We start from the raw sequence: 13,269 nt of genomic DNA on the forward strand, positions 1-13,269 counted from the left end.
ATTAACGATAACAAGCCGCCACGTCGGCCCCCCAAGGAGCTGCTTCATGATGATTCGTGCCTCACGCCTGGCCACCCTGATCGCCCTGTTCACCCTCGGCTCGGCCCATGCCGACGAAGTGCAAGTGGCGGTTGCCGCCAACTTCACCGCACCGATCCAGGCCATCGCCGCCGACTTTGAAAAAGACACCGGGCACAAACTAGTCGCCGCCTACGGGGCCACCGGGCAGTTCTATGCCCAGATCAAGAACGGCGCGCCGTTTGAAGTGTTCCTCAGCGCCGACGACACCACCCCGCAAAAGCTCGAAAGCGAAGGCGACACCGTCAAGGGCTCGCGCTTCACTTACGCCGTGGGCACCCTAGCACTGTGGTCGGCCAAGGAAGGCTATGTGGATGCCAAGGGCGCTGTCCTGAAGGAAAATGACTACCAGCACCTGTCGATCGCCAACCCTAAGGCTGCACCCTACGGACTCGCCGCCACCCAGGTGCTGGCCAAGCTGGGCCTGACCGAACAGGTCAAGAGCAAACTCGTCGAAGGCCAGAACATCACCCAGGCCTATCAATTTGTGTCCACCGGCAATGCCGAGTTGGGTTTTGTCGCCTTGTCGCAGATCTATAAAGACGGCAAAGTCAGCAGCGGCTCGGCGTGGATCGTTCCCGGCCAGATGCATGACCCGATCAAACAGGACGCGGTGATTCTCAACAAAGGCAAGGACAACCCGGCCGCCAAGGCACTGGTTGACTACCTCAAGGGGCCAAAAGCTGCCGCGGTTATCAAATCCTACGGTTATCAATTGTAAATGCCGCTATCGAGTGCCGACTTCTCTGCCATTTGGCTGACCCTGAAACTGGCGTCGCTGACCACTGTGATCCTGCTGGTCATCGGCACTCCGATTGCCCTGTGGCTGTCGCACACCCGCTCATGGTGGCGCGGCCCCATCGGCGCGATCGTCGCCCTGCCGCTGGTGCTGCCTCCCACTGTGATTGGCTTCTACCTGCTGCTGACCATGGGCCCCCATGGCTACCTCGGGCAGTTCACCCAATGGCTGGGCCTGGGCACCTTGACCTTCAGCTTCGCCGGCCTGGTGATTGGCTCGGTGATCTATTCCATGCCGTTTGTGGTGCAACCGTTGCAGAACGCGTTCTCGGCCATCGGCAGCCGCCCCCTGGAAGTCGCTGCCACGTTACGGGCCAATCCCTGGGACACGTTTTTCACGGTGATCCTGCCCCTGGCCCGTCCCGGGTTTATCACCGCGTCGATCCTCGGTTTTGCCCATACCGTGGGCGAGTTCGGCGTGGTGCTGATGATCGGCGGCAATATCCCCGACAAGACCCGCGTGGTCTCGGTGCAGATCTACGATCACGTCGAAGCCATGGAATATGCACAGGCCCACTGGCTCGCCGCAGCCATGGTGGTGTTTTCTTTCCTGGTGTTGCTGGCGCTCTACTCCAGCCGTAAAACCAAGGCAGGCTGGAGCTGATGTCGATGATTGAGGTACGCCTGCAACTGAATTATTCCGGGTTTGCCCTGGACGTCGACCTACAATTGCCGGGGCGTGGCGTGACCGCGCTCTACGGGCATTCCGGCTCGGGCAAGACCACCTGCCTGCGCTGCATTGCCGGGCTGGAGCGAGCCAGCGACGGCTTTGTGCAAATCAACGATCAAGTCTGGCAAGACAGCCACAACGGCGTGTTTGTGCCACCGCACAAACGCGCCCTCGGCTATGTGTTTCAAGAGGCCAGCCTGTTTCCCCACCTGTCGGTGCTGGCCAACCTGGAGTTCGGCCTCAAGCGCATCCCCAAGGCCCAGCGCCGCGTAGACCTGGCCCAGGCCACGCAATTGCTGGGCATCGGCCACTTGCTGGATCGCCATCCACAGCATTTGTCCGGCGGCGAGCGCCAACGCGTCGGCATCGCCCGCGCCCTGCTCACCAGCCCGCAGCTATTGCTGATGGACGAGCCCCTGGCCGCACTCGACAGCCAACGCAAAGGCGAAATCCTGCCGTACCTGGAACGCCTGCACGAGCAACTGGAAATCCCGGTGCTGTATGTCAGCCATGCCCAGGATGAAGTGGCACGCCTGGCCGACCACCTTGTCCTGCTCAGTGAGGGCAAGGCCCTGGCCAGCGGCCCGATTGGCGAAACCCTGGCGCGGCTCGACCTGCCGCTGGCCCTGGGCGACGATGCTGGCGTGGTGATCAATGGCACGGTCAGTGGCCATGACGCCCACTATCAATTGCTGACCCTGCAACTGCCCGACAGCCCGCTGCAAATGCGCGTAGCCCATGCCCCGCTCGATTTGGGCAAACACCTGCGGTTCAAGGTCCGGGCACGGGATGTGAGCCTCAGCCTGCAACCCGGGGAGCACAGCAGTATCCTCAACTGCCTGCCCGTGACCGTGACCCAGGAAATCCCTGCCGATAACAGTGCGCATGTACTGGTGCGGCTCGACGCAGCGGGGACGCCGTTGCTGGCGCGGATCACCCGTTACTCGCGGGACCAATTGCAGGTGCATCCCGGCCAGGTGCTGTGGGCACAGATCAAGGCGGTCGCGGTATTGGCTTGAACGGGAAGAGGTGGGGCTGGCGATGTTTCTTGAACAACTGTAGGAGCGAGCTTGCTCGCGAAAAACTTGAGAGCGCCGCGTTTACCCTGCATACACGCGTTATCGTTCACGCCCTTCGCGAGCAAGCTCGCTCCTACAGGTGGTATTGGCCTTGCCACAGGCGTAGGAAATATGACGCAACTGCGCTAGGCTACCGGTCCTTTCCTATATCAGGACGACCGCCGACGTGAACCACTAAGCCTTCCAACATGTAAACGCAACGAGCCGCCTGGCGCGCTTGTTGGCTTGTGCCACATTGTTCTGGAGGTGCTGATGACTGACGTCAACCGGCTGCCTGTACTTGTTTCCTTGCATCACGTGGGTTTCCAGTTCGCCAATGGCGAGACGCTGCTGGAAGACCTCAACCTGTCTATTGATCACACCCCGACCGGAATTGTCGGCCGTAATGGCATGGGCAAGAGTGTGTTGGCGCGCCTGCTGGCCGGCGTGCTTCTTCCTTCCAGCGGCGTTATCAAATCCTCGGCCCGTATCGCCTATATCCCACAAACCATAGCGTTGTTGCCTGGGCAGACCGTGGCCCAGGTCAGCGGTTGCGCGCCAATCCTGGCGGCTCTTGAGCGCCTGGCCAAAGGGCAAGCGCTGCCTGAAGACCTGGAACTGATCGATGATCGCTGGGACCTGGCCGAACGCCTACGCCAGGCGCTGGACAGCGCCGGTTTGCCCGAGATAGACCCCAACCACCCCGCAGAACAGCTCAGTGGCGGCCAACTGGCCAGGGTCGCCCTGATTGGCGCCCTGCTGTGTGCGCCGCAGTTGCTGATTCTCGACGAACCCACCAACCACCTCGACAGCGCCAGCCGCGACTGGCTGCTGGCGACCCTCGGCGCCTGGCGCGGCGCCCTGGTCGTGGTCAGCCATGACCGACACCTGCTCAACACCCTGGGGCGGATCATCGAATTGTCACCCCTCGGTGCCCGGCTGTATGGCGGCAACTACGACGACTATCGTGTGCAGCGTGATGCCGAACAGCACGCCGCCCAGGCGGCCCTGGAGCAGGCCCGGCTGGATCGACGTCGCGAGCACCAGCGCCTGAAAAAGGACCTCGACAGCTTCCAGCGCCACGCTGCCAGCGCCCGTAAACATGCCGAGACCGCCAATGTCGATGCCTTCACCAAATCCAGGTGGAAAGGCGCCGCCAACGAAATCGTCAGCCACGTGCGCAGCGCCCATGTGCAGCACAAACAGGCCTTGAACGAGCGTGTGCGCTCGGCCCATGAACGAGTGATCGACGAAACGCCGACTTTCCTGGCCTTGCCCGGCATGCCACTGCCGGCGGGCCGCCAGGTCGCAACCCTGGTCGACACCCAGTTGCCCTGGCTCGATCCCCACGCGCCGAGTACCTTGATCAACGCTAGCCTGTGCGGGCCGGTTCGGGTCGCCGTCAACGGGCCGAACGGCTGCGGTAAATCCACCTTGCTCAAGCTGTTGGCCGGCCAATGGCAACCCATCAGCGGCGAATGCACGGTTCACGTGCCCTGTGCCTATCTCGACCAGCAGTTGAGCCTACTCGACGACCGCCAATCAATCGTCGAACAACTGAGACTGATGGACACACCACTGGCCGAAGCCGAACTGCGCACCCGCCTGGCCCTGTTGCACCTGGACGCCTTGCGTGTGACTCAACCCATCGGCCAACTCAGCGGCGGTGAACGCTTGAAGGCCGCCATGGCGGTTGCCTTATGGCGCAAGATCCCAGCACAACTGTTACTGTTGGACGAACCCACCAACCACCTGGACCTGGAGTCGGTCCTGGCTTTCGAACAGGCTTTGCAAGGATTTGCCGGCGCGCTGATTGCGGTCTCCCATGATGCGGCGTTTCTCAAGGCGCTCAAGCCAACTCACGTCCTGACCTGGGCAGCCTCTGGATGGCAGCTGGAGGTGAATTGAAGGATGTGCCAGGTCATTGCAGTCCGCAGGAAAGCGTCCTACGGTAGTGGCCGGATAATCTCATTGAGGAACCTCTCGCCGTGCTGCCCTCCTCCCCTAAACCCATGGTCAATGCCGCCCTGCAACACCAGCACAAATGGCGCGGCCGCATCGGGCTGGCGCTGGTGGCCAGCCTTTCGGTGCTGGCCGGCATGACCGACGCCATCGGCTTTATGGCCAGTGGCGACTTTGTCTCGTTCATGAGCGGCAACACCACCCGGCTGGCAGTGGCAATCAGTGAAGGCGACCTGGGGCTGACCGGTCGCCTGACGCTGCTGGTGGCGACGTTTATTCTGGGGAACGCACTGGGCGTGATCATCAGCCGTCTCAGCAAGCGCCACGCGTTGCCGCTGTTGCTGTGTATTGCCACGCTGTTGTGCGGGGCAGCGGCGTGGCCGATGACCGAGCAGTTGCCGGCCGTGCTCGCCGCAATCATTGCCATGGGCATGCTCAATGCGGCGGTGGAACAGGTCAATGGCCTGCCCGTGGGGCTGACTTATGTGACCGGCGCGTTGTCGCGTTTCGGTCGCGGGCTGGGGCGCTGGATGCTGGGGGAGCGGCGCAATGGCTGGCGTGTCCAGTTGATTCCCTGGGCCGGGATGTTTGTCGGCGCGGTGATCGGCGCCTTGCTGGAGCATCAGATGGGGATCAAGGCACTGCTGGTCAGCGGCCTGCTGTCGGCGCTGCTGGGCCTGGCGTCGCTGAAGATTCCCAGGCGCTGGCACTTGGGGTATATGCCACGCTGAAAAGGTGCTTGCCCGACATTAAGGCCTCGACGTCCATGTACTGGTAAAGAGCCATCATGTCGGGCAAGCGCAGGCATTTTAAGGCAAAGCCGGCGGTGTGTCCGCCGGGTATTTCTGAAGAAATCTAAGGAAACAACTTACAGGCAGGTCGCCAAGGCTGCCAGGCGACGCTTGGTGGCCCAATTGTCCTCGGCGGCGTAGTAACGGACCGTGGTGCTGGTACCAGCACTCTGTACATCGACAAAGTAGTTACCGCCCGTGGTGTAGACCGTATGGCCACCGCCTTGCGCTGGCTCCATGAAGCCGCCGGCATCGACGCCGAACACCGCCTCGTCCTGCCAGCCGAACTGAATGCACTGGGCGACAACCAGCGCGGCCTTGTCGGAAGCCAGGGTTTTATAGGGCGCGCCAGAGCGTGCGTCTTTCATCTTCGAACCTGCGCAACCGGCCAGCGCCGCCAGGACCAACGCACCTATCACCACCTTCCGCATGCCATCGCTTCCTTGAAAAAAACGCGACTGTACCACTGCCTACAACAACCAGCGAAACAGATAGAACAGCGCCATGCTCAACAACACCGTGATCAATACGCTGCGGGTCCAGAACATCAGGGCCACCGCACAGATACCGGCCAGCAGGTAGGGGTTGGTGGGGTTCAGGTTGAGCTTGTGCTCGGCCAGGAAGATGATCGGCCCACAAATCGCCGTCAACATACCCGGCACCGCGAACCCGAGAAACTCCCGCGCGCCGCGATTCAGGCGCACTGGCAAACGCGGTTCCAAAAACAGGTAACGATTGAAAAACACCGCCAGGCCCATGCCGATAATCATCACAAAAATCATCGCTGCCCCACTCCCAAGCGTTTGCAGGCATACCCTGCACTCATCCCCAGCAACCCCGACACCACCACCGCCGACTCCCAGTGCCAGTAGCTGAGCAGCACTGAGAACAGCAAGGCCACCGCCACGCACACCACCGTCGGCACATCGCGCACTACCGGGGTGATCAAGGCGATAAAGGTCGCGGCGATGGAGAACTCCAGGCCCAGTTGATCCAAATTGGGGATGCTCTTGCCGAGGACGATACCGGCCAGGGTAAACAGGTTCCAGGCCACGTAGAACGTCAGGCCCACCCCCAGGGCATACCAGCGGTTGAAGGTCTGGCGGTCGTACTGGCTGACCAGGGCGAAGAACTCGTCGGTCAGCAAAAAGCCCAGGCTCATGCGCCACCGCGCCGGCAAGGGCGACAGCGTTGCGCGCATATGCATGCCATACAGCAAGTGCTGGGAGGTCAGCAGCAAGGTGGTGAGCAAAATGGCGATCAGGCTGGCACCACTCTTGACCATGCCAATCGCCACCAACTGCGCGGCACCGGCAAACACAATGGCCGACAGGCCCTGGCTTTCCAACGGGGTGAACTGGGCGTCAATCGCCAGGGAACCGGCCAGCAGGCCCCACGGGGCACAGGCCAACGACAGAGGAATAATCGCAATCGCACCACGGGCGAAAGCGTAATGCGGCAAGGCAGTAGGCATGGACAACAGGCTCATCGACAGACAGTCGACAAGCATGGCAGCGCCCACCAGGATTGTCTTGAACGATCTTGCAGTGGGCAACACTCCTGCACAGGGAAGGAATGTTGCCCGCCGGATTTACTGCTGCAGGACCGTCGCCGCCTTGTCAATAAATGCCGCCACTTCACCTGGCCTGGAGGCCAGCGAGGCGTGACTGGCGTCCAGGGTGAGAGTCTCCCGGGGCTTGATGCGCGCGGCCATGCGCACCTGGTTATCGGGGTGAATCATGTGGTCCTGGGTGGACACCTGATACCACGACGGTTTGTTCTTCCACGCCGGGTTGCTGACTTCATCGCCGAAGGTACTGGCCAGCGGTGCCTTCTGCGTGATGCCCAGCACATCGCCCTCTGATTGCGATAAGTCCTGGCAGAAACTTTCATGGAACAGCTCGGGCTTGACCCACAGGTAGCCATCGCTGTCCGGGACCAGGTTGGCGGCAGCCTTGGGCAAATGCGCCTGGGTGATTGCGCCCGGGCTTTCCCCCGCATCCGGAGCAAAGGCGGCAATGAACACCAGGCCCTGGACGTTGGGTTCGTTGCCCGCCTGGGAAATGACCGCCCCGCCATAGGAATGCCCGACCAACAACACCGGCCCCTTGATCTGGGCCACCATCTTGCGCGTGCGTTCGGCGTCGTCGGCCAGTGAGGTCAGGGGGATTTCCACCGCGTGCACGTCGCGATAGCCCTTTTTCTGCAGCTCGACGATCACTCGACTCCAATGCGCTGCGCCGCCCCAAAAGCCGTGTACCAGGACAATTGCCGGTTTTTCACTCATTCGATGACTTCCTGTGGTTTGAGCATGAAGGTCTCACGGACAACCGTGACCCTGCCCAGTGTCGACGCAGCCGACGCAATCGTCACCCCCCAGTCGCTGGACGGTCACGCGCCGCTATATCAGGCGAGTTTGACCGACACTCGCTCTACCGCATCCCGGGCTTCACGCAGTTCGTGGGCATCCTGGTTAAGGCGGTGGATGGTGTTGAGCAGGCGCTGGCGCAGCACTTCATCACTGAGTTTTTCGACGGCACGCATCAAGTCGAAGGCCGCGGTTTCGTTGTTGTCCGCGACAGAATCGAGGGTCTTGCGCAGATTGCGAGTGGCACGGGTCACACCGTTACTTCCTTTATCACCAATGGCGGGCACTTTAGGACAGTTGTGTTTCAGTTTAATTTCAACCACTTGGCAGCAATGCCCAAGGCGTTGATCCAGATCAACAGGATCTGGGCTTGCCCAATACATATGAATATCCGTATATTCGAATAAGCATATATAGAGCTACGACAATCATGACTGATCTTTTCTCTCCTCCCGATGTATTCAAATGCCTGGCCGATGCGACCCGCACCAGGCTGGCCTTGTTGATCCTGCGCGAAGGCGAACTGTGCGTCTGCGAACTGATCCATGCCCTGGATGACAGCCAGCCGAAAATTTCACGGCATCTGGCACAACTGCGCAGTTGCGGGCTGCTGGTAGACCGTCGCCAGGGCCAGTGGATCTACTACCGCCTCAACCCGCAATTGCCGCACTGGGTGAGTACGGTGCTGGAGACCACCTTGCACGCCAATCAGCCCTGGCTGCAAAACGACGCGCAGCGCCTCGATGCAATGGGCGACCGACCACAACGAGCCAGCACCTGCTGCTGACCCCTGGAGAAGAGCCTCATGCTGATCGCAGCCGCGATTTTTCTAGTCACCATTGTGCTGGTCATCTGGCAACCCAAAGGCCTGGGCGTGGGCTGGAGCGCCTCCATCGGTGCGATCCTCGCCCTGGCCTGCGGGGTTATCAGCCTGGCAGACATCCCGGTGGTGTGGCAGATCATCTGGAATGCCACCGGCACCTTTGTCGCATTGATCATCATCAGCCTGATCCTCGACGAGGCTGGTTTTTTCGCCTGGACCGCGTTGCACGTTGCGCGCTGGGGGCGTGGCCATGGCCGTCGCCTGTTTGCCTATATGGTGCTGCTGGGAGCGCTGGTCTCGGCACTGTTCGCCAATGACGGGGCGGCCCTGATCCTGACGCCGATTGTCATGTCGATGCTCCTGGCGTTGCGCTTCTCCCCAGCGACGACCCTGGCGTTCGTGATGGGCGCAGGCTTTATCGCTGACACTGCCAGCCTGCCGCTGGTGGTGTCCAACCTGGTGAACATCGTCTCGGCGGACTACTTCAAGATCGGCTTCAACGAGTACGCGGCGATCATGGTGCCGGTCAACCTGGTCAGCGTCGCCGCGACCCTGGCGGTGCTGCTGTGGTTCTTCCGACGTGATATCCCACAAAGCTATGACCCTGCCGACCTGCCCGAGCCGGCCAGCGCCATCCATGATCCAGCGACCTTCCACGCCGCGTGGTGGGTGCTGGGCATCTTGCTGATCGGCTGCTTTGCCCTGGAGCCGCTGGGCATTCCTATCAGTGCCATCTCGGCCGCTTGCGCCCTGCTACTGCTGGTCATCGCCGCCAAAGGCCACAGGATTTCCACGCGCAAGGTGCTCAAGGAAGCCCCCTGGCAGATCGTGGTTTTCTCCTTGGGGATGTACCTGGTGGTGTATGGCCTGCGCAACGCCGGCCTGACCACTTACCTGGCCACCTGGCTCAACACCTTCGCCGATTACGGCGTGTGGGGCGCGGCGCTGGGCACCGGGTTGCTGACGGCGCTGCTGTCTTCGGTGATGAACAACCTGCCGACCGTGCTGATCGGTGCACTGTCCATCGAAGCCAGCCATGCCGTGGGCGTGGTCAAGGACGCGATGATCTACGCCAATGTGATCGGCAGCGACCTGGGCCCGAAAATCACCCCTATCGGCAGCCTGGCGACACTGCTCTGGCTGCACATTCTGGCGCGCAAAGGCATTCGTATCACCTGGGGCTATTACTTCAAGGTCGGCATCGTCCTGACCCTGCCGGTGCTATTGATCACCCTGGCCGCGCTGGCCCTGCGCCTGAGCCTTTAACGGAGAGTTGTCATGAAAGTCCTGTTCATCTGCACCGCCAACAGCTGCCGCAGCATCCTCAGCGAAGCCCTGTTCAACCACCTGGCCCCACAAGGGTTCCACGCCGTCAGTTCCGGCAGCGTTCCCAAGGGCCAGGTGCTACCCCGCACCTTGAGCACATTACAAACTGCCGGCATCCGCACCGAAGGTTTGTACAGCAAAGGCAATGACGCGTTTGAAGGCAGCCCGCCAGACATTGTGATCAGCGTGTGCGACAAAGCCGCCGCCGAAGCCTGCCCGGTGTACTTCGGCCCGGCGATCAAGGCGCACTGGGGGCTTGAAGACCCATCGGACAAAAGCGGCGATGAGGCGCATATGGATGCCGCTTTCCAGGCCACTCTAAAGATCATCGAAGCCCGCTGTCGGGCGCTGTTCGCCCTCCCGTTCAGCCGCCTCGACGCGGCACAGGTCAAGGCTGAACTTGATCGAATCGGCCTGTTGTAAACGGAGAATGTCATGACCACCCTGCCCAACCTCGACCTCACACTGCTCACGCCACTGCACACGGATGCCGAACAACGACCACGGATTCTCCTGCTGTATGGTTCCAATCGCACGCGCTCTTTCAGCCGATTGCTGGTGGAAGAAGCCGCACGCGTGCTTCAGCATCTGGGCGCCGACACGCGGATCTTCAACCCGTCGGGCCTGCCAATGCCCGACGACGCCCCGGATGACCATCCAAAAGTCCAGGAGCTATTGGCCCTTATGCAGTGGTCCGAAGGCCAGGTGTGGTGCTCGCCGGAACGTCACGGCTCCATGTCGGCAGTGTTCAAGGCGCAAATCGACTGGGTGCCCCTGGCACTGGGCGCCATCCGCCCAACCCAGGGCAAGACACTGGCGGTGATGCAAGTCTGCGGCGGGTCGCAGTCATTCAACACCGTCAACCAGCTGCGCGTACTGGGGCGTTGGATGCGGATGCTGACCATCCCCAACCAGTCATCCGTGCCCAAGGCTTTCATGGAGTTCGATGAACAGGACCGGATGAAGCCTTCCGCTCTATATGATCGGGTCGTGGATGTCATGGAGGAACTGATCAAGTTCACCCTGCTGGTGCGTGAGCGTCCGGACCTGGTGCAGCGCTATTCCGAGCGCAAGGAGGATGCGCAGGCGCTCTCTGAACGGGTCAATCAACGGTCGATTTGAACGCCGCTGAACGCGTATGCTTTGCAGCAACCGCCGCCACTGAGCCCGTCCCATGAGTTCCTCGCACCACGCCTGGCTGGGCGATTACGAAATCAGCAGCACCACCTGCAGCGGCCTGACGTTTGCCCGCCACAGCCACGACGAGTGCGTGATTGGCGTCAACCTGATCGGTGAGGAAAAGGTCTGGCTGGACCGCCGCACCTTCGAGGCCGGGCCCGGCAGTATCACCCTGTACAACCCCGGGCAGATCCAGGGCGGCGGCGCGGCCCAGGGTGCGCCCTGGCACTTTGTCAGCCTGTACGCCGGGGCCGACCGCCTGGCCTCCGACCTGGGGCTGGCGCACCTGGAGTTTGATCGCGCATTGTATTTTGCCCCGGCTTTGGCGGCGCAACTGGCGCAGGCCGCCAAGGGCGCATTGAATGTCGACCCACTGGTGCGCGAACTGAACGAAGAGGCGCTGGTGCTGCTGCTGGGCGATGTGGTCAGGCTCAGCGGTGTGCGCTTGCCGGGTGGCGCCAGTGCGGGGACAGGCATGGTCGCCCGAGCCCAGGAACTGCTCGCCGCGCAGTTGCATCAGAGCGTGGCACTGGGCGCACTGGGTGACGCCTTGGGCCTGTCGAAATTCCACGTCTTGCGCACGTTCCAGAAAGAAACCGGCCTGAGCCCCCGCCAGTGGGCCATGCAACTGCGCACCCGCCGGGCAAAAGGCTTGCTGCGCAGCGGCTTGAACGCCGCCGACGTCGCCCATGACCTGGGCTTTGCCGACCAAAGCCATCTCAACCGGCACTTTCGCGCGGCCTATGGCATGACTCCTGGCCGCTATCAGAGCGCAATCGGGTCCAAGACAACTCCACTTCCCCGGCATCAGACTGGCCCCATTACCGGTTAATCATGGGTGACACTGATGTTGACGATCTTTTTTTCCGCGCTGGTGTTCGGCTTTGTGTTTTGCCTGTCTCCCGGTGCCGTGCTGGCAGAGACGCTACGCCGTGGCCTGCTGCATGGGTTCACCCCTGCGTTGCTGGTGCAGGTAGGCTCGCTGGTGGGCGACGCGACCTGGGCGGTGATCGGCCTGACCGGCATGGCCCTGCTGATCCAGCACGAAGCGGTGCGCGTGCCCCTGACGGCCCTTTGCGCGTTGTACCTGGCCTGGCTCGGCCTGCGCAGCCTGCTGGATGCCTGGCGCCTGCCACAACCCGACAGCGCCCCGGCCAGCAGCGGGCGCAATGCGCTGGTGGTGGGGGCTGCCATTTCATTGGCCAACCCGAAGAACATCGTCTATTGGGGCGCCCTGGGCAGTGCCCTGTCAGGCATCGTTGGCGCCACCCCGAGTCACGGCCAGACATTGATGTTCTTCGCCGGCTTCATGCTGGCTTCAATCCTGTCGTGCTTTTTGATTGCGGCGTTGGTGAATATCTTGCGAAAGAACGCCTCGGCAACTTGGCAACGCATCAGTCATGGTGCCTGTGGCTTAGTGTTGATTTATCTCGCGTTACTGGCGGCATACAGTCTATGAGCTTATATATCCAACACTGCCAACCTGAATAAACTCTGAACATACAACAAACAGGCTCATTATATATTGACATCCAGTGCCTGCCTGAGTAGATTGCCCGTGCCTGCAACTCGGGCCTTTTTTCAACCTCACAAAAGAAGCCAATGGACACAGTATCTAGTCGCTGTCCTTCACCCGCGAATGCGGGGGCCGGGCGCCAAACCCAGAGTAATGACGGGACTCGCCTTCAAGGCCGGGTAAGCTGCGCTAGAGCTTGATGCTCCAACGTAACTGCCTTGAGCCGGCGCCAGTCCGGTCCCGAGGTGTGTTATGAATTTCCAGACCCTTGTTCTACCTGATGTACGCACGCTGGCCTCGGTCCTGCGTGCCAAGCTGTGCCGTGGCTCCCTGGGTGTTACTCCCGCACGCACGGCCTTTGCTTCCCCCTCCCCGCGTATCAACCCGGTGCACCTCCAGGCTCACTGGCGCCTGTGCCCCACCACCGGCCATCTGGTCCAGCACTGGGACCACGCCGACCCTCAAGATCCGCAGAGACGGAGCGTTTTCAGCCTGCTTGCCCAAGCGCGCCTGATGCTCAACGCTCGCGCGGCATAAGCTGACTGAAAACAGCAACTTCCTGATTATTGGTTAATTAATTAACTGGCGTTCCTTGCGAACTAAGCCAGCCGTAGTTTTCTGCGCGCCCGTTAATTAACTCGCCTATTTAAAGTTATTTAAATCGATCGCATAAATTGCGACTCGGCCTACTTGCGTGTGC

Annotated in this window: 17 protein-coding genes; 12 read left to right on the forward strand and 5 right to left on the reverse strand. The window is 61.3% G+C overall.

Features of this window, described 5'->3' with window-relative positions; genetic code table 11:
- The first annotated feature begins 46 nt into the window (after positions 1 to 46).
- The 5 genes from modA to FJD34_RS02920 all read left to right on the forward strand — a co-directional run bounded on the left by modA (position 47) and on the right by FJD34_RS02920 (position 5,297).
- Entirely contained in the window at positions 47 to 799 is a 753-nt protein-coding gene (modA, locus tag FJD34_RS02895) for a molybdate ABC transporter substrate-binding protein (RefSeq protein WP_032860615.1), read from the forward strand.
- Positions 800 to 1,480, forward strand: a complete 681-nt coding sequence (modB, locus tag FJD34_RS02900; protein ID WP_032860616.1) for a molybdate ABC transporter permease subunit — start codon at positions 800 to 802, stop codon at positions 1,478 to 1,480.
- Positions 1,480 to 2,565, forward strand: coding sequence for a molybdenum ABC transporter ATP-binding protein (modC, locus tag FJD34_RS02905; protein ID WP_223232751.1), 1,086 nt, complete (start codon positions 1,480 to 1,482; stop codon positions 2,563 to 2,565). Before modB ends, modC begins: the two co-directional genes overlap by 1 nt.
- A gap of 312 nt (positions 2,566 to 2,877) precedes the next feature.
- Entirely contained in the window at positions 2,878 to 4,512 is a 1,635-nt protein-coding gene (locus FJD34_RS02915; RefSeq protein ID WP_090291016.1) for an ABC-F family ATP-binding cassette domain-containing protein, read from the forward strand.
- A gap of 80 nt (positions 4,513 to 4,592) precedes the next feature.
- Complete coding sequence (locus tag FJD34_RS02920) at positions 4,593 to 5,297, forward strand: YoaK family protein (RefSeq protein ID WP_032860618.1); 705 nt, start codon at positions 4,593 to 4,595, stop codon at positions 5,295 to 5,297.
- Between the two features lie 137 nt (positions 5,298 to 5,434).
- On the opposite strand, the gene FJD34_RS02925 is transcribed toward FJD34_RS02920, so the two are convergent.
- The 5 genes from FJD34_RS02925 to FJD34_RS02945 form a co-directional block, all read right to left on the reverse strand.
- A complete protein-coding gene (locus FJD34_RS02925) occupies positions 5,435 to 5,788 on the reverse strand; it encodes a hypothetical protein (RefSeq protein ID WP_032860619.1) in 354 nt (117 codons plus the stop codon).
- A 39-nt stretch (positions 5,789 to 5,827) separates the two neighbouring features.
- Positions 5,828 to 6,139, reverse strand: coding sequence for an AzlD domain-containing protein (locus tag FJD34_RS02930; RefSeq protein ID WP_032860621.1), 312 nt, complete (start codon positions 6,137 to 6,139; stop codon positions 5,828 to 5,830).
- Positions 6,136 to 6,831: an AzlC family ABC transporter permease gene (locus tag FJD34_RS02935; protein WP_032860728.1), complete on the reverse strand. Its 696-nt coding sequence runs from the start codon at positions 6,829 to 6,831 to the stop codon at positions 6,136 to 6,138. Before FJD34_RS02935 ends, FJD34_RS02930 begins: the two co-directional genes overlap by 4 nt.
- 117 nt (positions 6,832 to 6,948) lie before the next feature.
- A complete protein-coding gene (locus FJD34_RS02940; protein ID WP_090291014.1) occupies positions 6,949 to 7,644 on the reverse strand; it encodes an alpha/beta hydrolase in 696 nt (231 codons plus the stop codon).
- A gap of 119 nt (positions 7,645 to 7,763) precedes the next feature.
- A complete protein-coding gene (locus FJD34_RS02945; protein ID WP_003212603.1) occupies positions 7,764 to 7,979 on the reverse strand; it encodes a hypothetical protein in 216 nt (71 codons plus the stop codon).
- 176 nt (positions 7,980 to 8,155) lie between these two features.
- Here FJD34_RS02945 and FJD34_RS02950 point away from each other — a divergent pair, with 176 nt between their 5' ends.
- From FJD34_RS02950 to FJD34_RS02980, 7 genes are all read left to right on the forward strand, one after another.
- Positions 8,156 to 8,512, forward strand: a complete 357-nt coding sequence (locus FJD34_RS02950) for a metalloregulator ArsR/SmtB family transcription factor (protein WP_032860624.1) — start codon at positions 8,156 to 8,158, stop codon at positions 8,510 to 8,512.
- 18 nt (positions 8,513 to 8,530) lie between these two features.
- Positions 8,531 to 9,814: an arsenic transporter gene (locus tag FJD34_RS02955; RefSeq protein WP_032860626.1), complete on the forward strand. Its 1,284-nt coding sequence runs from the start codon at positions 8,531 to 8,533 to the stop codon at positions 9,812 to 9,814.
- Positions 9,815 to 9,826: 12 nt separating this feature from the next.
- Positions 9,827 to 10,297: an arsenate reductase ArsC gene (locus FJD34_RS02960; RefSeq protein ID WP_065943276.1), complete on the forward strand. Its 471-nt coding sequence runs from the start codon at positions 9,827 to 9,829 to the stop codon at positions 10,295 to 10,297.
- Positions 10,298 to 10,309: 12 nt separating this feature from the next.
- Complete coding sequence (gene arsH, locus FJD34_RS02965) at positions 10,310 to 10,996, forward strand: arsenical resistance protein ArsH (RefSeq protein ID WP_090291013.1); 687 nt, start codon at positions 10,310 to 10,312, stop codon at positions 10,994 to 10,996.
- A 52-nt stretch (positions 10,997 to 11,048) separates the two neighbouring features.
- Positions 11,049 to 11,885, forward strand: coding sequence for an AraC family transcriptional regulator (locus FJD34_RS02970; RefSeq protein WP_090291012.1), 837 nt, complete (start codon positions 11,049 to 11,051; stop codon positions 11,883 to 11,885).
- A 15-nt stretch (positions 11,886 to 11,900) separates the two neighbouring features.
- Entirely contained in the window at positions 11,901 to 12,512 is a 612-nt protein-coding gene (locus tag FJD34_RS02975) for a LysE family transporter (protein ID WP_065943279.1), read from the forward strand.
- A 309-nt stretch (positions 12,513 to 12,821) separates the two neighbouring features.
- A complete protein-coding gene (locus FJD34_RS02980) occupies positions 12,822 to 13,106 on the forward strand; it encodes a hypothetical protein (RefSeq protein WP_083204843.1) in 285 nt (94 codons plus the stop codon).
- Positions 13,107 to 13,269: the final 163 nt, after the last annotated feature.

Source organism: Pseudomonas brenneri (assembly GCF_007858285.1).
In the GTDB taxonomy this organism is placed as follows: Bacteria; Pseudomonadota; Gammaproteobacteria; order Pseudomonadales; family Pseudomonadaceae; genus Aquipseudomonas; species Aquipseudomonas brenneri.